General features: G+C 72.8%; 21 protein-coding genes. 7 read left to right on the top strand and 14 right to left on the bottom strand.

The features are described 5' to 3' along the window. Positions 1-64: 64 nt before the first annotated feature. The 9 genes from DQ384_RS25285 to cutA form a co-directional block, all read right to left on the bottom strand. Positions 65-574: a pilus assembly protein TadG-related protein gene (locus DQ384_RS25285; RefSeq protein ID WP_245966769.1), complete on the bottom strand. Its 510-nt coding sequence runs from the start codon at positions 572-574 to the stop codon at positions 65-67. Next, complete coding sequence (locus DQ384_RS25280; protein ID WP_114031370.1) at positions 571-936, bottom strand: TadE/TadG family type IV pilus assembly protein; 366 nt, start codon at positions 934-936, stop codon at positions 571-573. Before DQ384_RS25280 ends, DQ384_RS25285 begins: the two co-directional genes overlap by 4 nt. Positions 937-1,082: 146 nt before the next feature. After that, a complete protein-coding gene (locus DQ384_RS25275) occupies positions 1,083-1,316 on the bottom strand; it encodes a Flp family type IVb pilin (protein ID WP_114031369.1) in 234 nt (77 codons plus the stop codon). Beyond that, entirely contained in the window at positions 1,317-2,243 is a 927-nt protein-coding gene (locus DQ384_RS25270; protein WP_114031368.1) for a type II secretion system F family protein, read from the bottom strand. Continuing rightward, positions 2,236-3,147: a type II secretion system F family protein gene (locus DQ384_RS25265; RefSeq protein WP_114031367.1), complete on the bottom strand. Its 912-nt coding sequence runs from the start codon at positions 3,145-3,147 to the stop codon at positions 2,236-2,238. Before DQ384_RS25265 ends, DQ384_RS25270 begins: the two co-directional genes overlap by 8 nt. Next, positions 3,144-4,451 (bottom strand): TadA family conjugal transfer-associated ATPase, encoded by a 1,308-nt coding sequence (locus DQ384_RS25260; protein ID WP_245966768.1) that lies wholly within the window; start codon positions 4,449-4,451, stop codon positions 3,144-3,146. Before DQ384_RS25260 ends, DQ384_RS25265 begins: the two co-directional genes overlap by 4 nt. 25 nt (positions 4,452-4,476) lie before the next feature. After that, positions 4,477-5,289 (bottom strand): hypothetical protein, encoded by an 813-nt coding sequence (locus DQ384_RS25255; protein ID WP_114031366.1) that lies wholly within the window; start codon positions 5,287-5,289, stop codon positions 4,477-4,479. Position 5,290: 1 nt separating this feature from the next. After that, complete coding sequence (locus tag DQ384_RS25250; RefSeq protein WP_114031365.1) at positions 5,291-5,992, bottom strand: hypothetical protein; 702 nt, start codon at positions 5,990-5,992, stop codon at positions 5,291-5,293. A gap of 403 nt (positions 5,993-6,395) precedes the next feature. Further along, positions 6,396-6,731 (bottom strand): divalent-cation tolerance protein CutA, encoded by a 336-nt coding sequence (cutA, locus tag DQ384_RS25245; protein WP_114031364.1) that lies wholly within the window; start codon positions 6,729-6,731, stop codon positions 6,396-6,398. A 464-nt stretch (positions 6,732-7,195) separates the two neighbouring features. On the opposite strand from cutA, the gene DQ384_RS25240 reads away from it, so the two are divergent. Both DQ384_RS25240 and DQ384_RS25235 read left to right on the top strand, forming a co-directional pair. Next, positions 7,196-7,819, top strand: coding sequence for a COG4315 family predicted lipoprotein (locus DQ384_RS25240; RefSeq protein ID WP_114031363.1), 624 nt, complete (start codon positions 7,196-7,198; stop codon positions 7,817-7,819). Positions 7,820-7,921: 102 nt separating this feature from the next. Then, on the top strand, positions 7,922-12,559 hold the full coding sequence (locus DQ384_RS25235; protein WP_114031362.1) for a type VII secretion EssC family protein: 4,638 nt from the start codon (positions 7,922-7,924) through the stop codon (positions 12,557-12,559). A 33-nt stretch (positions 12,560-12,592) separates the two neighbouring features. Here DQ384_RS25235 and DQ384_RS25230 read toward each other — a convergent pair whose 3' ends face one another. Together DQ384_RS25230 and DQ384_RS25225 are read right to left on the bottom strand one after the other, a co-directional pair. After that, positions 12,593-13,048 (bottom strand): TadE/TadG family type IV pilus assembly protein, encoded by a 456-nt coding sequence (locus tag DQ384_RS25230; protein WP_245966767.1) that lies wholly within the window; start codon positions 13,046-13,048, stop codon positions 12,593-12,595. A gap of 72 nt (positions 13,049-13,120) precedes the next feature. Beyond that, entirely contained in the window at positions 13,121-13,393 is a 273-nt protein-coding gene (locus DQ384_RS25225) for a WXG100 family type VII secretion target (RefSeq protein WP_114031361.1), read from the bottom strand. 256 nt (positions 13,394-13,649) lie between these two features. On the opposite strand from DQ384_RS25225, the gene DQ384_RS25220 reads away from it, so the two are divergent. From DQ384_RS25220 to DQ384_RS25210, 3 genes are all read left to right on the top strand, one after another. After that, positions 13,650-15,395 carry an acetyl/propionyl/methylcrotonyl-CoA carboxylase subunit alpha gene (locus DQ384_RS25220; protein ID WP_114031360.1) on the top strand — a complete coding sequence of 582 codons (1,746 nt, stop codon included), beginning with the start codon at positions 13,650-13,652 and terminating at the stop codon, positions 15,393-15,395. 54 nt (positions 15,396-15,449) lie between these two features. After that, entirely contained in the window at positions 15,450-16,850 is a 1,401-nt protein-coding gene (locus tag DQ384_RS41495) for a hypothetical protein (RefSeq protein ID WP_245966766.1), read from the top strand. A gap of 272 nt (positions 16,851-17,122) precedes the next feature. Beyond that, a complete protein-coding gene (locus DQ384_RS25210; protein ID WP_147268889.1) occupies positions 17,123-18,385 on the top strand; it encodes a pentapeptide repeat-containing protein in 1,263 nt (420 codons plus the stop codon). Between the two features lie 15 nt (positions 18,386-18,400). Here the strand turns inward: DQ384_RS25210 and DQ384_RS25205 are convergent, their stop codons facing one another. After that, positions 18,401-19,795: an NAD(P)H-quinone dehydrogenase gene (locus tag DQ384_RS25205; protein WP_114031358.1), complete on the bottom strand. Its 1,395-nt coding sequence runs from the start codon at positions 19,793-19,795 to the stop codon at positions 18,401-18,403. A gap of 220 nt (positions 19,796-20,015) precedes the next feature. Between DQ384_RS25205 and DQ384_RS25200 the strand changes: the two genes are divergently transcribed. Next, on the top strand, positions 20,016-20,468 hold the full coding sequence (locus DQ384_RS25200) for a gamma-glutamylcyclotransferase family protein (protein ID WP_114031357.1): 453 nt from the start codon (positions 20,016-20,018) through the stop codon (positions 20,466-20,468). An 80-nt stretch (positions 20,469-20,548) separates the two neighbouring features. Here DQ384_RS25200 and kynU read toward each other — a convergent pair whose 3' ends face one another. Further along, positions 20,549-21,730 (bottom strand): kynureninase, encoded by a 1,182-nt coding sequence (gene kynU / locus DQ384_RS25195; protein WP_114031501.1) that lies wholly within the window; start codon positions 21,728-21,730, stop codon positions 20,549-20,551. A 133-nt stretch (positions 21,731-21,863) separates the two neighbouring features. On the opposite strand from kynU, the gene DQ384_RS25190 reads away from it, so the two are divergent. Further along, a complete protein-coding gene (locus DQ384_RS25190) occupies positions 21,864-22,385 on the top strand; it encodes a GNAT family N-acetyltransferase (protein ID WP_114031356.1) in 522 nt (173 codons plus the stop codon). An 81-nt stretch (positions 22,386-22,466) separates the two neighbouring features. On the opposite strand, the gene DQ384_RS25185 is transcribed toward DQ384_RS25190, so the two are convergent. Continuing rightward, complete coding sequence (locus tag DQ384_RS25185) at positions 22,467-23,933, bottom strand: extracellular catalytic domain type 1 short-chain-length polyhydroxyalkanoate depolymerase (protein ID WP_114031355.1); 1,467 nt, start codon at positions 23,931-23,933, stop codon at positions 22,467-22,469. Between the last annotated feature and the right edge of the window lie 165 nt (positions 23,934-24,098).

Here is a 24,098-nt window from a genome sequence, read left to right as displayed (position 1 = left end):
CCTTCCTTCGTCCCCCGGTCATTCGAGCCTCTTACGCGGCGTCCGCCCGCGACGGGCGGCGCGGTCACGGCGGCTGGTCGCCGGGGTCGGGGCCCGCGACGGCGGTCCCGGACATCTCGGCTCCGGGGAACCCGAACGCCGCCAGGAAGATCGCCTTCCAGCGGACGCCGACCGCGACGTCCACCTCGGCCTGGCCCGCGCCGGTCTGGCAGCGCGTGAGCCGCAGGTCGGAGTCGCCGTGGGCGGCCACGATCCGGCGCGCCTTGCCGCACACCGCGCCCTCGTCCCCGAGCAGGCGGACGGTGCCGGTCGCGCGCAGGTTCTCGACGTCGATCTGGTCGGCCGCCGCCCGCGCCGCCTGCTCGGCGACGTCGGACGCCCGCAGCCGCGCGTTGATCGCGGCCCCGCCGTCCACCAGCAACCCGGCCAGCATGAACACCACCACCGAGAACAGCACGGTGAACACCGACATCGAGCCCCGGTCGGTGAGGACCGACATCGGCCCGCGCCCGGTGGACGAGCATCGGCCGCTGGACACCGGCATCGAGCCGCCGCGGTCCCGAGCGGGTCTCATCCGACCCTCCGGAACAGCTCCAAGGGCACCACGGACGTGCCCTCCACCTGCTTGATCGCCCCGAACCCGAGGAAGTCCAGGCTCAGCTCGCAGGTCACGGTCGCGCGGACGGTGCCGCCCTCGTTCCAGTCGCTGCCCGCCAGGCTCACCTCCGGTCGGCACTGGCCGCCGAGCGCCGCCTTCGCGGCCTCGGCCGCCGCGCCCGACGCCGCGCCCATCGTGCGCTGCACCGAGGCGGCGCGCGCGGCGTCCCTGGCGGCGCCGTTCACCTCGCCCTGCGCCTCCACGACGCGGCCCGCGCCGACGAGGAACATCAGGAAGAGCAGGAAGACGGGCGCGAGCATGACGGCCTCGACCGCCATCGACCCCCGGTCCTCACGACCGGCCCGGTCGCTCCGACCCACCCGAGCGCCCTGGCCCACCCGAGCGCCCTGACCGGCCCTGGCGACCCGGCGACGCCGGGCGAACCGATCGCCCGGTGACGCGCGATCCCGGCGGAAGCGCACGGTCACGGCTTTCCGCCGGTACCGCCGCCCCCGCCGAAGTTGGTCTGGATCTCGTTCTGCTTCTGGGTGACCAGCGTCTTGATCAACGTGGCGAGCCCGAGGGCCACGCCCGCAATGATCGCCGTGATGATCACCCACTCGACGGCGGAGGCTCCGCGCGAGGGGGCGTTCCTGGCCCGGTCGACCCGCACGTGCAGCACGGCGACCAGGTATTCGAGCCACGGTGGAGTGAGCATCTACGCCCCCAACATCTTCATCGCTGCCGGAAAACTGAGAAAGATCACGAATCCCGCGCAGAGCAGGAGCTGGGCGACCAGCATGGACTGGGAACGCTCGCCGGCCTGGCCCTCGACCTCGGCGAGCTCGCGCCGCCGCATGGTCGCCGCGCGGGCGGTGAGCGAGGCACGGACCTTGGCGCCGTCGTCGGCCACCAGCCCGAGCGCCGCCGACAGGTCGCGCAGCTCGTCGACGTTGATCTCGTCGCCGAGCTGGCCGAGCGCCTGCCAGGGGGTGATGCCGACGATCCTGGCGTTGCCGAGCGCCTCGCGGATGCGGGCCATCGCCCAGTTGGACGTGCCGCCGCCCTCCCCGACCGAGACCGCCATCAGCAGCGCCTCGGGCACTCCCCTGCCTCCGGCGAGGTTCATCGCCACCAGGTCGAGGAAGGCGCCCACGGCGTGCCGGAAGTCGCGCCGCCGCACGGCGGCGTCCCGGCGTATCTGCAGGTCGGGCAGGAAGAAGAACACCACGCCGACGACCAGCGCCGCCCACAGCGGCACCTGGAGCGAGATCGACCAGCCGATCAGCGCCAGCCAGCCGACCAGGACCGGGAAGGACAGCAGCCCGGACACCGCGAGCAGCACCTTGGTGGCGAGGTAGCCCTCGAAGGAGCGGCCGAGCAGCGTCAGGTCGGCGCGGACCGAGCGGACCTCCCAGCCGCGCGAGGCGTAGAACTGGGCGAGCCGGACGCCGAGGCCCCGCCGGAACGCGCTGACGTTCTCGTCGGGGCTGATGAGCTGGCGCCGGAACGCGTCGTCGCCCTCGCGCACCGAGTCCAGCGCGAGCAGGCGGGCCACCAGGCCGGGGCGGGGCGGGAACAGGGCCCTGAACAGCAGGAACAGGCCGAGGCCCACCGCCGCGCCCGCCAGGACGTTCTCAACCACGGGCGCCTCCCGAGACCAGCTCGCGCTCCACGGGGGCGCCGGTGGCCGGTCCGAGCAGCCGGGCCGGCTTGTCGAACCGGGCGAGCCGCCGCATCCAGGCGAACCCGGCGCCGAACAGCGCGGCGACGACGACCAGCACGGCCTGCCCGAGCAGCGAGTTGTACTCCTCGACGTAGGAGCGGTTGAAGACCACCAGCAGCGTGGCGAACGCGACGGCCGTGCCCACCACGATCTGGACGCTGCGCCGCGTGGACCTGCGCTCGGCCTCGACGCGGCGGCGCATGTCCAGCTCCTCGCGGGCCGAGACGGCGAGCGCGCCGAGCACCTCCCGAAGGCCCGGGCCGCGCAGCTTGGCGTTGAGGATCAGCGCGGCGATCACCAGATCGGCGGAGGGGTCGTCCAGCTCGTCGGCGAACAGGCGCAGCGCGTCGGCCAGGGGCATGCGGGTGTGCAGGCGGTCGACCAGCGAGCGCAGGTGGGGACGCAGCGTCGGCGCCGCCGCCCTGATCGAGGACGGGATCGCCTGTTCGAGGCCCGCGGCCCCGGCGATGGTGTCCCGGAGCGATTCGGTCCAGGCGGCGAGCCCTTCGAGCCGGCTCATGGCCGAGCGCTCCTCGGCCGCGCCGCCGGTCAGGCCCCGCCAGGCGAGGACGAGCAGCACCGCGCCCGCCGCCATGACCGGCCACTGGGTGACGACGAGCACCAGGCCGCCGGTGATGGTGGCCACGGCCGACCGGGTGGAGAGCCTGCGCACGAGCTCGCGGCGGCGCGCGCCGCGGTCAGGGGTGGCGGGCTTCGGGCGGACGCCGTACAGGGCGAGGCCGAGCAGGAACAGGCCGCCGCCGACCGCGGCGCCGGCCAGCAGCGCCAGCCAGTCGAAGAGCCCGGCGGGCAGCGGGATCACGACCAGGCCCCCATCGTCGGGTCGTAGCCGTGGTCGATCAGGTCGTTCAGGCAGGCGATCGGCGCGAGCGGCACGGCGTACCCGTCCGGGCCGGGGGCGAAGACCTCCGAGGAGAGCACCCGCCCGTCGACGCCCGCGACCTCGCGGACGCTGGCGACGTACCGGCGCAGGCGGCCGCCCTGGTGGTAGTCGTTGCGCTTCTCGATGAAGACCACGAAGTCGATCGCGCCCGCGATCAGCATGTGCGTGGCCTCGATGGGCAGCCGCTCCTCGGCCTGCAGCGCGTAGGTGGCGATGCGGTTGAACACCTCCATCGAGGAGTTCGCGTGGATGGTCGACAGGGACCCGTCGTTGCCCTGGGTCATCGCGTTCAGCATCGTGACGATCTCGTCGCCCAGCACCTCGCCGACGATCACGCGGCTGGGGTTCATGCGCAGCGAGCGGCGCACGAGCTCGGCCATGGTGATCTCGCCCTGGCCCTCGGAGTTGGGCAGGCGGTGCTCGAAGGCGACGACGTTCGGGTGCAGCTCGGGGAACTGGTCCAGGCCCAGCTCCAGGGCGCGCTCGACCGTGATCAGCCGCTCGTGGGGCGGGATCTCGTTGGCCAGGGCCCGCAGCAGCGTGGTCTTCCCGGCGTTGGTGGAGCCCGCGATCATGATGTTCTTCCTGGCGGCCACGGCGGCCGACAGGAAGCGGCCGAGCTCGGCGGTGAGCGTGCCGTTGCCGACCAGATCGCTGAGGAAGACCTTGCCGAGGCGCGCCCGGCGGATCGACACGGCCGGACGCACCGTCACGTCCATGACGGCCGAGAGGCGGGAGCCGTCGGGCAGCCGCAGGTCGAGCTGCGGGTTGGCGGTGTCGAACGCCCGGCTGGACAGGCCGCTGTAGGCGGCGAGGATCTGGATGAGCTCGACCAGCTCCTCGTCGGAGTCGGCCACCGGGTCGTGCATGAGCTCCTGGCCGTCGGCGTACCCGACGAACACGCGGTCGCAACCGTTGACGTCGATGTTCTCGACCTCGGGGTCGTCCAGCAGCGGCTGGAGCCGTCCGACGCCGAACAGCGCGGCGTGGATGCCCGCCGCGAGGGCCTCTTCCTCCTCGGCGGTGGGCGGGGTGCGGCCCGAGCCGATCTCGTTGCGGGCGTGCTCCTCCAGCACCTGGGAGATCAGCGCCCGTGCGAACTGGCGCTCGTCCTCGCCCGACATGGGCGCGAGGCCGCCGGCCTGGTCCAGACGGCGCTGGTGCGCGAGACGGTCGCCGACGTCCTGCCGGAACCGCTTCACCAGCGTGTGGTCGATGCTCACCCGCCGACCTCCTCTGCCGTGACGCTCATCTGGAGAGGCCTCCCGTCCGCGGGCGCGGCGCGTCGCCGGCCGGAGGCGACGTGCGGCCGGGGGCGGGCGTACGTCCGGGCGCGACGCGGGCGGCCAGGCGCCCGGCCAGCTCGCGGGCCGTACGGATCAGCAGGGAGCGGTCCAGCCGGCCGCCCCACTGGCCGCGCAGCAGCTCGGCTCCCTTCGGGTCGTACGCGAGGCCCGCCACGAACGCGACCTCCTTGCTCGTCGCGGCGACGATGCGCCGCACCTCGTCGATCGACCCGCGATAGGACCGGGGGTCGGAGATCACGACCACGCCGACCTGCCCGGTGATCAGCATCAGCCGCTCGCGCAGGTGTGCCACGTGGTCCAGGCTGGGCCGGGTGAACAGCAGCGTCAGCTCGGCCTCGGCGATCAGCTCGTTCATCTGCGGGTGGCCGCCCAGCCTGCCGAGGTCGGCGAGGACGTCCGCCTGCGGAAGCGCGGCCAGCGCGCGGCCGAGTGGGCCCCACAGCCAGGTCAGCCCGGCGGCCTGCTCGCCGTTGGTGAGCCCGGTGAGGACGTCCAGGCCGCCCACCAGCTTCTGGGTGTGCTCGTAGACCTGCTCGGGGCGCAGGCCGCGCCGGGCCGTCGCGCCGAGGCTGAGCAGGCCGCGGGAGGGGTTGAGCACGGACCCGTCCATGCCGGGCAGGCGGTAGACGAGGTCGCCGCCGGAGGGGTCGCACTCGGCGAGGAGCACCGGGCGGGGCCACACCGCGCCGAGGGCGGTCGCGGCCGTGGTCACGCCGGGGGCGCCCTTGTCGGCGGCGAGGGCGATGAGCGCCACCTCAGCCCGTTCCCGCGAGCTTGCCCAGGGCGATCTCGCCGCTGGAGGCGTACATGGCGATGGTGGGCGAGACCGAGGAGTCGACGATGATGGACACCAGCCCCGTGCTGCTGGTCTCGCTGGAGCCCACGCTCTCGACCAGCGCGCTCGGCGCGAGCACCCTGCCCTGCGACGTGCCCCTGCCCGAGCCGGGGACGTACAGCACCTGGACGTGGTCGCCGCGCAGCAGGCCGAGCGGCACCTGGCCGGCCTTGAGCGCCAGTCCGAGGGTGACCTTGCCCGGGCCGCTCTGCTCGCTGTCCGTGCTGACCATCGCCTCGGTGAGCAGGGTGCCCGGCAGCAGGGTGACGCGGGCGAAGGTGGCGGCGACCTTCTCGCGCTGGCGGTAGTCGACGTAGGCGATGCCCGTGTCGGCGATCTGGACCTCTTCCATCGCCGCGAGGATGATCGGCTGGCCCGCGCCGATCTGCTGGGTGATGCGGATGGCCGAGACACGGTCGCCGCTGCGCACGACGAGCAGGGTGGTGGCGAGGGCGCCGCCGAGGACGAGCAGCAGGGCGAGGGCCGCGAGGGCGGGCTTGCGTTCGCGGGGCGGCACGGGGAGCTTGCGGGACGCGGGGCCCGACAGCGCACCCGGCGACCCCGGGCGGTCCGCGTTGACGGTCGCACGGCTGTCGCGGTCGGGTTTCTCGCTGATCCTCATGGGTGGGGGGCTCCCGAATCAGGGACCAGGCCGATGCCCGCACCATGCGCTGATATCGATCAACTCTGGGCCGATCGAGACGAACCGCATGACCACGGGGCGGAACGGCATGGTCACGGATATGTTAGGACGGAGATCTTCGGTTATGGGACCGAATTCTCGTACCTTCGCGTGCAGCTTGCACCAAGCTCAGGGTTGGAAACCGGACCCATGCTCATCCACTATCGATTAGCTGTCAATGGGAGGGTCAACAATCCCAGCGTTCCCGTCACACCGATCGCATCGAAATTTGCGCCTATATTCCCCTTTGTATCGGCTGTAACCCCCGTAACAGGCGTCACTATCGTCAGTTGCCTGTTCCCCGCGAACCCGCATCTTAACCGCTCCCGGGACGGACCCCTTCCTAGGGCTGCAAGGGAACCCGAGCCGTTTCCTCGTCGATCCACCGGAGGTACGCGCCGAGGCCGCCCACGACCGGAAGCGCGATGATCTCCGGGGTCTCGTACGGATGCTCGCGGCGAATGTGCTCGATCAACTCCCCCGAGCGCTCGCGCGTCGTCTTGACGAGCAACAGGAACTCCTCGGCCGTCTCGATCTCGCCTTTCCAGCGGTAGACGCTGGTCATGGGGCCGACGGCCTGGGCGCAGGCGGCGAGCCCGGCCGAGACCACCGACCGCGCCAGCGCCGCCGCCGTGGCGCGCCCGTCCACCGCGACCTGGACCTGCACGTATTCGGGCATGGGCGTACCTCCGCGTTAACCGGCCGGACACTTTGCCGGCCGCGTGTGCACAATCTTGTCCACATCTTTGTCCACAACCCCGGGCGGGGACCGTCCGAGTAGTTCTGTCTGAAATATAGGCACATATCCGGTTTATCCCGTCCCGCCCTCCGTTGCCCACAGAGTTATCCACAGGCGAGGGTCGATTTCCACATGGCTGTGGACGACGGGCGCCATCCGACCTCCAGGTGAACGGGAACCCGCGCACATCAGCGCCGGAGCCGCGCCCCCGAAGGACGCGGAGCCGCCGGGCGATCACCCAGGCTATCGGTCTTTCCGTATCGGTCTTTAAGCATGAGACCAGCCGAAACCAGACGGATGTGCTGAAACCCGTTATGGCGGGGAACGATAGCTACGTCCCCCCTCGACAGGTGCATATGTCCGTCTCGGCACGCAGGTGCGGAGCACGTGAGAAGGAGGGGGTCATGAACAGAATCCTGACGTCCGGCGTCGGGCTGGCCACGACCGTTCTGCTGGTGGGCGCATGCGGCAATTCCGCCACGCCCACGACGCGGTACAGCAACGCGGCGGCGAACGCCACGGAGTCCGCGTCCCCGACCGGCTCGGAGTCCGCCTATCCGGGCTATCCCGGGACCTCTCCCACGGGGTCCCCCACGGCCACGGCCACCTCCTCGCCCGGGGCGTCGCCCTCCGGCACCGAGTCGATGAGCCCCATGCCCACGCCCGAGCACGCCAAGGTCAAGGTCGCCGACTCCAAGTACGGCAAGGTCCTGGTGGGCGACAACGGCAGGGCGCTCTACGTGTTCGACAAGGACACCGGGAGCACACCGAACTGCACCGGCGCCTGCGCCACCGCCTGGCCGCCGCTGATCACCCGTGACAAGCCGCGGGCGGGCGACGGGGTCAAGGAGAGCCTGCTCGGCACCACCACGCGCCCGCAGGGGGAGAAGCAGGTCACCTACGACAAGCACCCGTTGTACTACTACAGCGGCGACAAGGCGGCCGGAGACTACAACGGCCAGGGCAAGACCGATTTCGGCGGCAAGTGGTATCTCATCCACCCAGATGGCAAGAGAGTGGAGAAGTAGGAGAACGGGCACCCGCGGGTCTGGTTGGCGTAAACCTCCGGACCGGGCGAACTCCCGTCGCTACGTTGAAGCGCGGGAGCCGGTACCCGGAGGAGACGCCGCATGCGGATCATGCTTACCGTGGTCTCAGAGCACGGCCATCGCGACGTGGTGGCCGAGGGCGACGAGGAGACCACGGTCGCGGGGCTCGCCGCCGCGCTGAAAGGCGCGCCGGCGGAGACCCTCGGCAACGTCGTACGCCTGCCGCGCGCACGCGCGCCGTACGGCATGGGAGGGCAGGCGCGCCCGCGCGCCGCCAAGGAGGGGCCGTCGCTGTGGGTGGACGGCCGGCGGCTGGACCCCGACGCGACGGTGGTCGCCGCCCTGCGCGACGGCGACCTGGTCACCCTCGACCAGCGCGCCGCCGGGTCGACACTGCTGGCAGAGCCGGGCGGCGTGATCGAGATCAGGGTGGTCGGAGGGCCCGCCGCCGGGTCGGTGCACAGGCTGGGCCTCGGGGTGCACGTCATCGGCTCCGATCCGGCCTGCGCGGTGCCGGTGGGCGACCCGGAGATGCCCGCCGAGGCGGTCGAGGTGCGGGTCACGCCGGACGAGGTGCTCCTGCGCTCCTCCGCGCCCCCGGGCAAGGAGGCGGCCAAGCCCCCGCGGAAGAGACGGAGACGGGCACGCCGCGACTCCGCCGCGAGCCTGGAGGCGGCCTCCGCCGAGATCATCGGCGCCATGACGCGCGGCGCCACCCACACCACCGCGCACATCGGCGGCGAGCCGGTGGGCGCGCCCCGGGCGTGGCCGGACGGCGCCCCGCTGACCTGCGGCAACTCCGTGCTCGTCCTGCGGGCCACCGAGCCGCCCGACGCGCACCTGGACGCGCTGCCCGAGGGCGGCCTGGCCTACAACCGGCCGCCTCGCCTGCGCCCCGCCGAGCGGCGCAGGCGCTTCGAGGTGCCCGCGGAGCCCACCCGGGGCGAGGGTGTGCGCCTCCAGTTGCTGGCCGCCTGCCTGCCCGCCGTGCTGGGCTTCACGCTGGCCTGGGTGTTCCAGATGTGGTTCTACCTGCTGATCGCCCTCATGACCCCGATGATCATGATCGGCCAGTGGATCAGCGACCGGCGGCACGGCCGCAGGAAGTACCGCCAGGAGCTCAAGGCGTACAAGGAGCGCCAGGCGGGCTTCGAGGCCGCGGTGGAGAAGGCCAGGGCCGTCAACGAGCTCGAACGCCGCGCCGCCTCCCCCGACCCCGCCGAGCTGCTGCTCACCGCCACCGGCCCGCGCCGGCGCCTGTGGGAGCGCAGGAGCCACGACCCCGACGCCCTGCGGCTGCGCGTCGGCCTGGCCGACCTGCCCGCCGAGATCGAGTTCGTGCCCGAGCGCGGCGCCTCCGCCGACCTGGCGATGCCCGAGCCGCCGACCTCCGGCGCCGTGCCCGTCTCGCTGGCCATGCGGCGGCTCGGCGTCGTCGGCGTGACCGGACCGCGGGAGGTCGCCCTCGGCGTGGCCCGCTCGCTGCTCGGGGCCGCCGCCACGCTGCACAGCCCCCGCGACCTGTCGGTGGTCGTCCTGTCGGCCAACGCCGACGGCTCCGCGCAGTGGAACTGGGCCCGCTGGCTGCCGCACTGCGCCCCCCGCGACACCGACGCCCTGGCGCTGGTCGGCGCCGACCCCGAGGCCGCCGCCCAGCGGGTCGCGGAGCTCGCCGCGCTGATCGGCGCGCGTCTCGGCGACGACGACCCTCAAGGAGCGCTCGGCGGCGCGCTCAAGTCCTGGGGACGCTCGTCGCAGCCCGGCGAGGAGCCGCTGTTCGCCTCCTACGACGACCGCCCGTACGACGTGCTGGTGATCCTCGACGGCGCCCAGGTGCTGCGCGGCCTCCCCGGCATGCCGCAGGTGCTCCGGCAGGGCCCGCGCGCGGGCGTCTACACGATCGCCGTCGACGAGGACCAGCGGCTGCTGCCCGAGGAGTGCGCCACCGTCGTCGACTGCGGCGAGAGCGGGTTCGTCCGGCTGCGCGGCGGCGGCCTCGACGCGATCGGGGAGATCCTCGCCGACCAGGTGTCCGTCGCCTGGTGCGACCGCCTCGCGCGCTCCCTGGCCCCGCTGCGGGACGTGAGCAGGGACGATTCGACGGCCGTCCTGCCCGGCTCGGTGCGCCTGCTGGACCTGCTGGCGCTGCCCGCCCCGACCGGACGCGCGATCGCGGCCCGCTGGCGCGCGGGCGGCCGTACCACCACGGTGCCGATCGGCGTCGGCGCCGACGGGCCGTTCAGCGTGGACCTGCGGACGGACGGCCCGCACGCGCTGGTCGCCGGCACCACGGGCGCGGGCAAGTCCGAGCTGCTCCAGACGCTCATCTGCTCGCTGGCCGTGGCCAACCGGCCCGACGAGATGACGTTCGTGCTGATCGACTACAAGGGCGGGGCCGCGTTCAAGGAGTGCGTGCGCCTGCCGCACACCGTGGGCATGGTGAGCGACCTGGACGAGCACCTCACCCAGCGCGCGCTGTCGTCCCTGGCCGCCGAGATCCGGCGCAGGGAGCGCCTGCTGCTCGCCCACGGGGCCAAGGACATCGACGACTACCAGGAGCTCACCGGCTCCCGCCCGTCCCTTCCCCGCCTGCTGCTGATCATCGACGAGTTCGCCGCGATGGTGTCCGAGCTGCCCGACTTCATGGACGGGCTCGTCGACATCGCGCGGCGCGGCCGCTCCCTCGGCATCCACCTGGTGCTGGCCACGCAGCGACCGGGCGGCGTCGTCACCGCCGACATCCAGGCCAACACCTCGCTGCGCATCGCGCTGCGGGTGACCGAGCCCGCCGAGTCGGCCGACGTCATCTCCGGCCCCGAGGCCGCCCACATCTCCAAGTCCACGCCCGGCCGCTGTTACGTCCGCTCGGGTGCGGGCCCGGCGCAGCCCGTCCAGACGGCCAGGATCGGCGGCCGGGTCCCGGAGGTCGCGCGCCGCGCCCATGGGCCCCGGGTCGTGGAGGTCGGCTGGCGCGACCTCGGGCACCCCCTGCGCACGGTCCCCGAGTCCACCGGGGGCGTCTCGGCGTCGGGGCCGGCGTCCGACCTGGCCGTCCTGGTCGACGCCCTGGTGGACGCGGCGCGCCTCGCGAACGTCCCCGAGCAGCCCAGCCCGTGGCTGCCGCCCCTGCCGGACGCGACCCTCCTGGAGGGACCTGAGGAGACGTGGTCGGCGCGGGCCCTGACCAGGGCCGGGGAGGTGCCGCCGCTGCCGTTCGGCGTCACCGACCTGCCGTGGGCGCAGGACCGCCGCCCGCTCGCCCTCGACCTGCCGCGCGGCGGCCACCTGCTGATCGCCGGCACCGCGCGCACCGGCAGGTCGACCGCGCTGCGCACGCTGGCGGGCTCCATCGCGCGGCTGGCCTCGCCCGAGGACGTCCACGTGCACGCCATCGACTGCGGCTCCGGCGCGCTGCTGCCCCTCGTGGCGCTCCCCCACTGCGGCGCGGTGGTCACCCGGGACCAGCTCGACCGGGTCGAGCGGCTGCTCACCCGCCTGCGCGCCGAGATCGGCCGCAGGCAGCAGGTGCTCGCCGAGGCCGGGTACGCGTCCCTGGCCGAGGCCAGGCAGGCGGCCGGGCAGACCGGAGGGCACGGCGACGAGGCGCTGCGGATGCCGTGGCTCGTGCTCATGCTGGACCGCTGGGAGGGCTTCGCCGCCGCCTTCGAGGGCTACGACTACGGCCGGCTGCTGGACGCGCTGATGCAGTTGCTGCGCGAGGGCCCCGCCGTGGGGCTGCGGGCCGTGGTCACCGCGGACAGGTCCGGGCTGCTCGGCCAGATCTCCACGCTGTTCGACGACCGGCTGATCATGCGGCTGGCCGATCCCGCCGACTACGGGCTGGCGGGACTGCCTCCGCGCAGCCTGCCGTCCGTCATGCCGCCCGGCCGCGCGCTGTCCATGGGGGAACAGGGGCTCGTCGAGAACCAGATCGCGCTGCTGGACGAGGACCCGGCGGGCCCGGCTCAGGTCGCGGTCCTGCAGGCGCTCGCCCGCGCGTCCGCCGAGCGGCACCCCGCGCCCGCGTCGCTGTTGCGCGTGGACGCGCTGCCGATGCGCATCACCTCCGCCCAGGCCCTGGACCTGGTCCCGGGCTTCAAGCCGCCCTCGCCGCTGTGGGCGCTGCTCGGGGCGGGCGGGGACTCGCTGGCCCCGCTCGGCGTCGACCTGGGCGCGCAGGGCCCTGCGGCGGTGGTCGCGGGCCCGTCCAGGTCCGGACGGTCGTCGGCGCTGCTGACGGCCGCGCGCTGGCTGCTCGGCCAGGACACGCCGGTCGCCGTGGTGGCCCCGCGCCGCAGCCCGCTGCGCGAGCTGTCCGGCCAGGACGGCGTGCTCGGCGTTCTGACCGGCGAGGGGGACGACCTGCCCGGCGCGCTGGCGGGGCATGACCGGTACGTCGTGCTGGTGGACGACGCCGAGCTCGTCTCCCCCGACTCGCCGCTCGGGATGGCGCTGGAGGCCACGCTGCGCAGCGGGCGGGACGGCGAGCACGGGCTGCTGATCGCGGGCACGACCGGCGACCTGGCGACGGCGTACCGGGGGTTCGTGGCCGAGGCGCGCAAGTCGCGCACCGGGCTGCTGCTGTCGGTGCAGAGCCCGGCGGACGGCGACCTGTTCAACGTGCGGCTGCCGCGCGGCGCGGTGGGCGGGCCTCCGGGACGCGGCCTGCTGGTCGTCTCGGGCGCGGCCACGCCCATGCAGGCCGCTCTGGCCACGTAAGCCGGGGCCGAGCCCGGCCTGAGCCCCCGGACCCTACTGGCAGTCGCCGGTGCCGTCGTCGGGGCGGAAGCACTCGATGGGCCCGCCGAACGTCGAGGTGATCCTGAAGGACATGCCCGGGAGCAGGGGGACGGCCGCGACCGCGTCCCCCTCGACCGTCACCCCGCGCTGGTCGCCCCTCTGCCAGGCCCGGACGGTCACCGACTGGAGCATCTTCGGCCCCACGGCGCGCACGATGCCGCGCGCCTTCGCCTCGGCGGCCCCCTGCCAGCCCCCGGACCCCGTTCCGGCGGACCTGGCGATCCTGGCGCCCTCGCGCGCCGCGGCGTCCGCCACCTGACGGCCGTGGAAGACCAGGGCGAACTGCACGATCAGCAGGATGACCACCAGCACGACCGGCATGATCAGCGCCAGCTCGATCACCGACGCCCCGCGGTCGCGCGACGCCGCCCGCGCCCGGAACGGCGAGGCCCGGCGGTGGAAAGCCACTCGCCGGGCCGTAACGCGGTCCGTACGGGACGGCGAGCCCGCCGCCGCCCCTGAGCCCCCGCGTCTCACGCGCTATCGCGTCGCGGACTCGATGTTGCCGCGGTAGGTGTTGATCAGGCGGGACGCCTCGGCGAGCTCCTCCGACATCCGCTGGAACGCCTGGCGGTAGTTCTGCCAGGCGCCGCCGAACCGCACCGCTCCCGGGCCCGTCCACGCCGTGCCGACCTTCGCCGCCTCGCGGTCGAGCGCCGCCATCGTCTGACGCACCTGCTCGGCCTGCTGCGTGAACTGAGCGGCCATGTTCTGCATTTCCGCGGGGTCGCCGCCGAGCAAGCTCTGGCTCATGCCGGTCTCCTTGGGGATCGTATGCACACAGGGGGTAGCCAAACGCCCCTACCTTAGACGTCCAACCCCTATGATGCACTGCTTATATCGACTGGTTATCGGGTTTGACCCCCGCATAGGCCCCTGAGGCCTCATATCCAGGGGCGGGGGTAGGGGGGCTCTCGTGAGATCAGAGGCCGCTTACACTCCGTGGAAGGCGCGCAAGGCCCTTGGGAGGATCAGACCCCTTGGGAGGAAACGGAAAGGGACGACCTCGGTGGAGAAGGTCCTGATCGCCAATCGTGGCGAGATAGCGGTGCGGATCGCCCGGGCGTGCAAAGACGCCGGGCTTCTCAGTGTGGCGGTTTACGCCGAGCAAGACCTCGACGCTCTACACGTCCGCATGACGGACGAGGCGTACGCCCTCGGCGGGCAGACCCCGGCCGAGACCTATCTCGACATCGGCAAGATCCTGCGGATCGCGGCCGAGTCCGGCGCGGACGCCGTGCACCCCGGCTACGGTTTCCTGGCCGAGAACGCCGAGTTCGCCCAGGCCGTGATCGACGCCGGCCTGACGTGGATCGGCCCGCCGCCCGCGGCGATCACCGCGCTCGGCGACAAGGTGGCCGCGCGCCACATCGCCCAGCGGGTGGGCGCCCCGCTCGTCGCCGGCACCCCCGACCCGGTGTCCGGGGTGGACGAGGTGGTGGAGTTCGCCTCCCAGCACGGCCTGCCCATCGCGATCAAGGCGGCCTTCGGCGGCGGCGGGCGCGGCCTGAAGGTGGCCCGCACCCTGGAGGAGATCCCCGAGCTGTACGAGTCGGCGGTGCGCGAGGCGGTGACCGCGTTCGGGCGCGGCGAGTGCTTCGTCGAGCGCTACCTCGACCGGCCGCGGCATGTCGAGACGCAGTGCCTGGCCGACAGGCACGGCGGCGTCGTCGTGATCTCCACGCGGGACTGCTCGCTCCAGCGACGCCACCAGAAGCTCGTCGAGGAGGCCCCGGCCCCCTACCTCTCCCCCGAGCAGCTCGACCTGCTGTACTCCTCCTCCAAGGCCATCCTCAGGGAGGCCGGGTACGTCGGCGCGGGCACGTGCGAGTTCCTGGTCGGCCAGGACGGCACGATCTCGTTCCTGGAGGTCAACACCCGCCTCCAGGTCGAGCACCCGGTCAGCGAGGAGGTCACCGGCATCGACCTCGTGCGCGAGATGTTCCGCGTCGCCGACGGCGAGCCGATCGGCTACGACGACCCCGAGGTGCGCGGGCACTCGATCGAGTTCCGGATCAACGCCGAGGACGCCGGCCGCAACTTCCTGCCCAGCCCCGGCACGCTGACCACAATGCACGTGCCCTCGGGGCCCGGCGTGCGCCTGGACGCCGGGTACGAGCCGGGCATGACCGTCCCGCAGTCGTTCGACTCGCTGATCGCCAAGCTCGTCATCACCGGCCGCACCCGCGCCGAGGCCCTGGCCCGCTCGCGGCGGGCGCTCGCCGAGTTCGCCATTGAGGGCATGCCGACCGTCCTGCCGTTCCACCGGGCCGTCGTGGCCGACCCCGCCTTCACCGGCGAGCCGTTCGGCGTGCACACCCGCTGGATCGAGACCGAGTTCACCGGCAAGATCGAGCCCTACGCCGGGGACGTCGTCACCGCCGAGGAGTCGGCCGAGCGCGAGCGCGTGATCGTCGAGGTCGGCGGCAAGCGCCTGGAGGTCGTGCTGCCCGCCGCCCCCGCCACGGCGCGCCAGGCCAACCCCAAGAAGCCCGCCCGGCGCGCGGCGAGCAGGGGCGGCGCGGCGGCAGGGGGCGGGAACGCGCTGGTCAGCCCGATGCAGGGCACCATCGTCAAGGTGGCGGCCTCCGACGGCGACGTCGTCCAGGCCGGCGACGTCATCGTGGTGCTGGAGGCCATGAAGATGGAGCAGCCGCTCACCGCCCACAAGGCCGGCACCGTCACCGGGCTGGCGGCCACGGTCGGCCAGACGGTGACGGCGGGCGCGGCCATCTGCGAAATCAAGGACGCCTGAGTGGAACCTTGTCGACCCGCCGTTCGTCCTGTAGGGCGAAGGAGGCATATTGCCGTGACCACTCATTCGGTGCGCCGCGCGGCGGCCACAGTCGTGGCCGCCCTGGTCGGCCTTTTCACGCTGCTCGCGCTGGCGCCCTCGGCGCAGGCCGCGGCCCCACCGCCCGATCCGAACGCGGTCGTGGCGGTCTGGAAGTCCAGCGACCCGCTATATGTAGGCCCGGGCGTCACCCTGAGCAAGGACCAGCTCTCAGAGATCCGTGACGCGCTGGAGGGCGCCGATAGCAAGATCTACGTGGCCGCCCTCGCGGACGGCACGGTGACCAGCGGTTCCGCCGCCGGTCAGTTGATCACCGCCCTGGGCCAGTCGCTCGCGCAGGAGGGCCGCAACCGCGCCACGGTGGCGCTTCTGGACGGCAACTCCCTGTTCGCCGGCTCCACCGCGATCCGCAGGACCGGTCTGGCCGGCGACCTCGCCGAGGCCGCCGTCGCCAACAACAAGGACGTCGTGTCGGGCATGAAGGACTTCGTGGCCCGCGTCGACAAGGCCGTCAGCGGTGACACCCGCGGCGCCCTGAAGTCGGGCACCTCCGCGGGCGGCGGCGGTGGCGCGGGAATCCTGATCGGCATCCTGGTGATCGCCGCCGTCGGCGGCCTGGGCATCTTCCTGATCTCCCGCAAGAAGCGGCGCGACCGCGAGGCCCGCGAGGCGCGCGAGCTGGCCGCCGTCAAGCAGACCGTCGAGGAGGACGTCACCAAGTTCGGCGAGGAGATCACCGAGCTGGACCTGGACGTCAAGGTGGCGGGTGCCGGTGCCTCCGACCAGGACGACTGGCGTCAGGCCCTCGACTCCTACGAGCGGGCGAAGACGGAGCTCGCCGCCGTCAAGCGCGCGGACGACCTGCGCGGCGTGACCGGCATCCTCGAAGAGGGGCGTTACGCCCTGGCCTGCGTCAAGGCGCGGGTGGCCGGCCAGCCGCTCCCCGAGCGGCGCGCGCCGTGCTTCTTCAACCCGCAGCACGGCCCGTCCGTCCGCGACGTCCGCTGGGCCCCGCCCGGTGGCGCGCCGCGCGACGTGCCCGCCTGCGCCGACGACGCGCGGCGCGTCGAGCAGGGCTTCGACCCGATGACCCGCGAGGTCATGATCGACGGCCAGCGCCGTCCGTACTATGACGCCGGCCCGGCCTACGCGCCCTACGCCTCCGGCTACTACGGCGGCTTCGGCGGCGACCTGATGACCGGCATGCTCATCGGCACCGTCCTCGGCAGCTCGTTCGGCGGCTTCGGCTGGGGCGGCGGCGGTTACGGGGCCGGGTACGACGCGGGCTACGCCCAGGGCGCCGACGCCGGAGGCGGCGACTTCGGCGGCGGCGGCGACTGGGGCGGCGGCGGAGGAGACTGGGGTGGCGGCGACTTCGGTGGCGGCGACTTCGGCGGCGGCGGTGGCGACTGGTAACGGTCCCCGGGTCACCGTCCCGGCCCGGACCGGCCGGCGCATGACCCGACGGCGCTGAGCGCTCTCAGCACGCACGTTCACGGAGCCCCGGCGGCATCGTCCCGCCGGGGCTCCTTCGCGCTCACAGGGCCGCTCAGCGGTTCCCTGGACGGGCGGGCGCGCCACGGTGGCCCGGCGGGAGCGGCGGGGGGCGAAAGCGATCTGCAAGGATCGTGCAACCCCGCGTATATGATCACCTGCGAGACTCGGCGCAGTTGTCGAGGAGGCCTGCGTTGCGTCGTTCAATCCCCCTTGCCCTGGTATCCGGCCTTGCCGGGCTCCTGGTGCTCACCGGGCCCGCCGGGCCCGCGTCGGCGGCAGGGCCGTCGTCCGCCTCGGTGGCCCTCACGGCCTCCGCGCCCTGCAAGCCCGGCTCCGGACCGAAGCTCCGCGGCGAGGACTTCACCGGCGGCGCCGCGCTCCCGGACGATCTGCGCTGCGCCGACCTCACCAATGCCAAGCTCGACGAGGTCGACTTCACCCAGAAGGACCTCAGCGGCGCGCTGCTGCACAACGCGTCGATGAAGGAGGCGGACTTCACCCAGGCGAAGCTGGAGTACGCCGACCTGACCGGCGCGGACCTGTCCAAGGCCGATCTCGGGCAGATGCACGCCAAGCACGCCGTCCTGCGCGATGCCGTCCTCACCGACGCCCAGGGAGGTCAGGCCGAGTTCCCGCACGCGGACCTCACCGGCGCGATCATGGCGCGGGCCGAGCTCACCCAGGCCGACCTGACGGACGCGACGCTGGTCGACGCCGACCTCAACGAGGCGACGCTCGGCCAGGTCGAGGGCAGGAACGCGGACTTCACCCGCGCCAAGATGCGCGAGGTGAAGCTCGGGCAGGCGAAGCTGCAGTTCGCGGTGTTCAAGGGCGCCAACCTCACCGAGGCCGAGTTCACCCAGGCCGAGCTGCGCGGCGCCGACCTGCACGGCGCGACGGTGCAGGGCGCCTCCTTCGTCCAGGCCGACGAAGTCAACCTCACCGGCGCGCTCGGCGAGCCGAAGGACGTCCCGGACGACGCGGTCGGCAGCACCTCGGACCTGCCGGGCACCGGCACCGGCACGGACACTGGCACGGACACCGGCACGGACGTCGGCGGCGGGGTGCTCCCGGGCACGACCGGCGGGCGTGGCGGGCTCGGGCTCGTCCTGGTGCTCCTCAGCGGGCTCGGGCTGAGCGTCACGCTGATCCTCTGGGGGCTGTCGTACCGGCGCCGGGTCGAGCGGGCCGCCCGGTTCGCCGCCGCGCGCCGCACGGCCGAGGAGGACGTGATCAGGCTCGGCGAGGAGATCGACGCGCTGGACTTCGACTACAAGGTCAACCACATGACCACGGGCAGCGTCGACCAGGACTGGCGCCGCGCGCTGGACGCCTACGAGGCGGCCAAGCAGGCGCTCAACACGGCGCAGGACGTCCCGCAGCTCGGCGGGGTGGCGTCGGCGGTCTACCACGGACGCGACGCCCTGGGCCGCGTCCGGTCCCGCATGGGGTGACCGGGCGGGCGTGCCTCAGATGACGGCCGAGGTGACCGGCAGCATCAGCCGCCGGGCCGCCTCGGTGATGGACCCCGCCAGCGACGGGTAGACGGCGAACGAGTGCGCGAGCTGGTCGACGGTGAGCCGGTGCTGGACGGCGATCGACAGGGCCAGGATCAGCTCGGAGGCGCGGGGGGCGACCACGACGCCGCCGAGGATGATGCCGGTGTGCGGGCGGCAGAACAGCTTCACGAAGCCGTCGTTGAAGCCCTGCATCTTGGCCCGCGCGTTGGTGGCGAGGGGAAGCTTGACGACGTTGGCCTCGACCTCGCCCTGCTCGATCTGCCGCTGGGACACGCCCACGGCGGCGATCTCCGGGTCGGTGAAGATCGTGGAGGCGACGGTCGCGAGGCGGAGCGGCTGGACGGCCTCGCCGAGCGCGTGCCAGACGGCGATGCGGCCCTGCATGGCGGCCACGGAGGCGAGCATCAGCACGCCGGTGCAGTCGCCCGCCGCGTACACCCCGGGGGCGGAGGTGCGCGAGACCTTGTCGACCTGGACGAAGCCGTAGCGGTCCAGGGTGACCCCGCACTCCTCCAGGCCGATGCCGGAGGTGTTGGGGATCATGCCGACGGTCATCAGGCAGTGGGTGCCCTCGGCGGTGCGCCCGTCCTCCAGCGTGACCACGACCCCGTCCTCGGTGCGCTTGACCGAGGACGCGCGGGACCTGCCCATGACGTTCATGCCGCGGCGCCGGTAGACCTCTTCGAGGACCTCGGCGGCGTCGGCGTCCTCGTTGGGCATCATGCGGTCGCGGGAGGAGACGAGCGTGACCTCCGCGCCCAGCGAGCGGTACGCGCCGGCGAACTCGGCGCCGGTGACGCCCGACCCGACGACGATCAGGTGCTCGGGCAGTTCGTCCAGGTCGTAGAGCTGCCGCCAGGTGAGCACGCGCTCCCCGTCGGGCTCGGCGCCGGGCAGCACGCGCGGCGTGGCGCCGGTGGCCACGATGACCACGTCGGCGTGGATGGTCTGGTCGCCCACGCGCACGACCTGCGGGTCGACGAGGCGGCCCGTCCCCTTGACGATCTTGACGCCCTCGGCGATCAGGCGCGCGGCGATGTCGTTGGACTGGGCCTGGGCCAGCTCCTTGACGCGGGTGTTGACCAACGGGAGGTCGACGTGGATGCCGCCGAGGTCGCCGTCGGGCCCGCCGGTGAAGTTGACCCCGAGGGACGTTCCATCCAGCAGAGCCTGTTTGCGGACAGATGTGGCGATCATGGTCTTGGACGGCACGCAGTCGGTGAGCACACAGGCGCCACCCGGACCGTCTTGCTCGACCACGGTGACCTCGGCGCCGAGCTGCGCGGCGACCAAAGCCGCCTCGTAACCGCCGGGCCCACCACCTATGATCACAATCGTCGTCACATACCCCATTGTCCCGCATGCCGCGGGGTGCCCGTGGTGCAATACCCAACCAGAAGACACGAAGGCCGTTAAAAACGGTGATTTATCCGCGAAAACCCCCATCAATCCACGGGTCCCGGACGCGCTCACCGGAAGAACGCGGCGCCCCGCCCACACCCGGTCGCGTGTTGCGGGCGCCGGGCCGGATCAACGGGCGGATCTTGGATTACCCTTGGATGCCGTGCCTGTTTACGCCGCCTATGGCAGCAACATGGATCCCAAGCAGATGGCTCAGAGGGCTCCGCACTCACCTATGCGCGGGACCGGCTGGCTGCAAGGCTGGCGCCTGACCTTCGGCGGTGAGGACGTCGGCTGGGAGGGCGCGCTCGCCACCGTGGTCGAAGACCCCGACGAGCAGGTCTTCGTCGTCCTCTACGACGTCCCCGAGTGGGACGAGGAGTCGCTCGACCAGTGGGAGGGCGCCGCCCTCGGGCTCTACCACAAGGTCAGGCTGCGCGTGGCCACCCTGGACGGCGAGATCGTCGCCTGGTTCTACGTGCTCGACGACTACGAGGGCGGCCTGCCCTCGGCCCGCTATCTGGGCATCCTCTCCGACGCCGCCGAGAAGGCCGGCGCCCCCGACGACTACGTCACCGACCTGCGCAGCCGCCCCTGCACCTCGATCGGCGGCTGACCCGCGCCGACAAGCACCCCGGCTCGCGGCTCGGCGGCCGGGGGGCGGGCGGCCGGTCCCCGCTGCCCGTCCGCGCGGGGTCACCCGGCGGACACGACCTCCGCGAGCGTCCGGGCGGCCCGCAGCGCGTCCCCGTAGGTGTTGTAGAGCGGGGCGAAGCCGAAGCGCAGCACGTCCGGCGGACGGAAGTCGCCGATCACCTCGCGCGCGGTCAGCTCGCCGATCAGCTCCCGCGCCTGGTGGTGGCGCAGCGAGACCTGGTGGCCGCGCCACTCGTCGCGCGGCGTCACGACCTCGATCGCCTTGCCCAGCAGCTCGTCCACGCAGTCCATGAAGAACCCCGTCAGCGCGAGCCCCTTGGCCCGCACGGCGGCGAGGTCGAGACCGTCCCAGACCTCCAGCGCCACGTCCAGGGCCGTCAGCGACAGGATGTCGGGGGTGCCGGCGCGGGCGCGGGCGATGCCCGGCGCGGGCTCGTACGACGGCGCCATCGCGAACGGCTCCCGGTGCCCACCCCAGCCCGGCAGCGGGTTGCGGAACGACGCCTGGAGGCGGTGGGGCACGTAGACGAACGCGGGCGAGCCGGGGCCGCCGTTGAGGAACTTGTACGTGCACCCGACCGCGAGGTCGACCTCCAGGGCGTCCAGCTCGATCGGCAGCACGCCGGCGCTGTGGCACAGGTCCCAGACCACGCGCGCGCCCGCCGCGTGCACCTTCGCGGTCGCCGCCGCCATGTCGTACAGCCGGCCGGTCCGGTAGTCGACCTGGTTGAGCAGCGCCACGGCCGTCCGCTCGCCGAGCACGTCGTCCAGGTCGTCCACGACCGCGGGGACCAGTTCCGTGCCGGTCAGCTCGGCCACCGACTCCGCGATGTAGCCGTCGGTGGGGAACGTGGCCGCGTCCACGACGATCTCCCGCCGCCCGGGCGCCATCCGCACGGCGGCGACGAGGACCTTGAAGATGTCGACGCTGGTCGAGTCGGCGACGACGACCTGACCGGGCGCGGCGCCGACCAGCGGGGCGATCTTCTCGCCGACCCGCTCGGGCGCGTCCCACCAGAGCTCCGGCCACGACCTGATCAGCCGCCGGCCCCACTGCTCGCGCACGACCTCCTCGACCCGCCCGGCCACCCGCCTCGGCGGCGCTCCGAGTGAGTTGCCGTCCAGGTAGACGACGCGGGGATCGAGGTCGAACTCGGCGCGCAGGTAGGCCAGAGGGTCCTCGGCGTCCGCCTTCGCCGCCCGCTCGTTCAGATCCGTCATGTCCTCGTGTCCTTCGCCCGCGCCCGCCGTCATCTGGCACCACCTTCTCAGGCACCCACCCGATCGTCACCACCGGGTGATATGTACCCTCGGCTCCGGAAACGAGATTCGGAGGAACGGAGCCCGCACACCCATGCAGCCCACGATCGTCCGCCTGTCCGCCACCGAGCTGACCGCCTCCGCCAAGGCCCTCGCCACGCTGCTCGTGGACGTCGTCCACACCGGCGACTCCGTCGGGTTCCTCTCCTCCCTCGACGCGGACGCCGCCACGACCTGGTGGGAGGGTCTCGCCCCCGCGGTGGACGCGGGCGACATCCTGATCTGGGTCGCCCGCGACGGCGACGAGATCCTCGGCACCGTGCAGCTCAAGCCCGTGGGCATGCCCAACAGCGCCCACCGGGCCGAGATCGCCAAGCTCATGGTGCACAGCGGCGCCCGGGGCCGTGGCCTCGGACGCCGCCTGCTCGCCGCCGCCGAACGGTGCGCGTCCGAGGCGGGACGTACCCTGCTCATCCTGGACACCGAGACCGGGAGCCCGGCCGAGGGGTTCTACCGCACCGGCGGCTGGACCGAGGTGGGCAAGGTCCCCGCGTACGCCGCCGACCCCGCCGGCGAGCTCCGTTCGACGACGTTCTTCTACAAACAACTCACCTGAGCGCTGTCCAGGAGGGCCGCTTCGACGCTCGACACGCCCGGCTCGCCTGGACGTCCAGCGGGCGCGCCTCGCCCTCGGCGCTCAGCACTGGCCGTCGGCGATGACCCAGTAGTTCGTCCCGGTCTGGCGGAGCGTGTGGGTGACCATGACGTTCCACAGGCCCATCGCCTGGTTCGACCCGAGCGCGTAGGTGTAGCCGAAGGACGCGTACGCCCTGCCCGCCACGGTGTGCGCGTAGTTGCTCGCGGTCACGCAGGCGCCCCCGCTGCCGGTGGTGGTGGCCGTGACCGTGCCCGACCGCGCGCCCTCGGCGCCCGAGGAGGTCACGGCGCTGACCGCGTAGGTGTAGCTCGTGCCGGACGTCAGGCCGGAGTCGGTGTACGTCGTCCCGCTCGCCGGAGAGGCCGTCACCTTCGCGCCGTTGCGGTACACGTTGTACCCGCTCGCCCCCGAGACCGCGTTCCACGACAGCGAGACGGAGGTCGTCGTCGTACCGGTCACGGTGAGGCCGGTCGGCGCGGGCAGCGCCGGCGGGGGCTGCGTCCCGCCGCCGTTCAGACCCCACGTGGTGGCGACGTAGTACGACGAGCAGATCGTGCTCAGGTAGTACTGGCCGGTGCTGCCGCACTGGTCGGCGGCCGACCCCGGGCTGACCGGCAGTCCGTGCGCCATGCCGCTGATGGTGTACACCTTGACGGCGGCCTTGCCGGTCCCGTCGGCGTACTCCTTGAGCGTGGTCCCGCCGGGCAGGCCGGACGTGCTCGTCGGCGTCTGGGACAGGCCGAACACGTTGGTCCACTGGTCGCGCAGCTGGTCGGCGTTGAAGGGGTACACCGTGGTGTCGCTCGTCCCCTGCCAGACGGCCACGCGCGGACGGGGGCCGGAGTAGCCCGGGTACGCCGCGCGGACGAGGTCGCCCCACTTCTGCGGGGTGTACCCCTTGTTCTGCGACAGGCAGAGCACGCCGCTCGTGGTGTCGGTGCCGCAGCCGTACGCGATGCCGCTCATGACCGCGCCGCCGGCGAACACGTCGGGATAGGTCGCCAGCATGACGCTGGTCATCGCGCCGCCCGCCGACAGGCCGGTCACGTAGACGCGGGAGCGGTCGGCGCCGTAGTTGGCGACGGCGTAGTCGACCATCTGCTTGACCGACAGCGCCTCGCCCTGGCCCCGGCTCGTGTCGCCGGGCAGGAACCAGTTGAAACAGGACTGCCCGTTGTTGCCGGACTTCTGCTCGGGCAGCACCAGCGCGAACCTCCACAGGTCCGCGTACTTCTGCCAGCCGGAGTGGCCGAAGTAGTCGGTGGCGTTCTGCGTGCAGCCGTGCATGGCGACGACCAGGGGCGCGTTCGACGGCAGCCCGTCCGGGCGGTAGCTGTACATCGACAGGTTGCCGGGATTGGACCCGAACCCGCTGACCGCGGTCAGCGAGGCGGCGCGGGCGGGACCGGGGACCTGCGCGACGCCGAGGGCGGCGACCAGGGCGGCCAGGAGGGCGAGCAGGAGGAGCCGGGAGCGAGGGGCGGCCAGGGATCGCGGACGGATCATGGGGGGTTACCTCCGCAGGTGAGGCCTTTGCGGCACGAACGGCCACAGAGTTCCCGCCAGCGTAGGTCGCGCTTCCGCGCCGAATAATGGGGCGAGGTCACACAGTGTCACGGTGAGGTGTGTGACCACGCCATGTCAGCGGAATGTCGGACAGTTTACGAATAC

Source organism: Sphaerisporangium album (assembly GCF_003323745.1).
Taxonomy (GTDB): domain Bacteria; phylum Actinomycetota; class Actinomycetes; order Streptosporangiales; family Streptosporangiaceae; genus Sphaerisporangium; species Sphaerisporangium album.
This window is presented reverse-complemented; position numbering and strand designations above follow the sequence as displayed.

Bases quoted from the DNA above. Each gene is read 5' to 3' on its own strand.
- DQ384_RS25240 (WP_114031363.1), top strand. From the start codon at position 7,196: ATGAACAGAATCCTGACGTCCGGCGTCGGGCTGGCCACGACCGTTCTG.
- DQ384_RS25225 (WP_114031361.1), bottom strand. From the start codon at position 13,393: ATGAGCCAGAGCTTGCTCGGCGGCGACCCCGCGGAAATGCAGAACATG.
- cutA (WP_114031364.1), bottom strand. From the start codon at position 6,731: ATGCCCGAATACGTGCAGGTCCAGGTCGCGGTGGACGGGCGCGCCACG.
- DQ384_RS25280 (WP_114031370.1), bottom strand. From the start codon at position 936: ATGGCGGTCGAGGCCGTCATGCTCGCGCCCGTCTTCCTGCTCTTCCTG.
- DQ384_RS25190 (WP_114031356.1), top strand. From the start codon at position 21,864: ATGCAGCCCACGATCGTCCGCCTGTCCGCCACCGAGCTGACCGCCTCC.
- DQ384_RS25275 (WP_114031369.1), bottom strand. From the start codon at position 1,316: ATGCTCACTCCACCGTGGCTCGAATACCTGGTCGCCGTGCTGCACGTG.
- DQ384_RS25250 (WP_114031365.1), bottom strand. From the start codon at position 5,992: ATGAGGATCAGCGAGAAACCCGACCGCGACAGCCGTGCGACCGTCAAC.
- DQ384_RS25185 (WP_114031355.1), bottom strand. From the start codon at position 23,933: ATGATCCGTCCGCGATCCCTGGCCGCCCCTCGCTCCCGGCTCCTCCTG.
- DQ384_RS25285 (WP_245966769.1), bottom strand. From the start codon at position 574: ATGAGACCCGCTCGGGACCGCGGCGGCTCGATGCCGGTGTCCAGCGGC.
- DQ384_RS25235 (WP_114031362.1), top strand. From the start codon at position 7,922: ATGCGGATCATGCTTACCGTGGTCTCAGAGCACGGCCATCGCGACGTG.
- kynU (WP_114031501.1), bottom strand. From the start codon at position 21,730: ATGACGGATCTGAACGAGCGGGCGGCGAAGGCGGACGCCGAGGACCCT.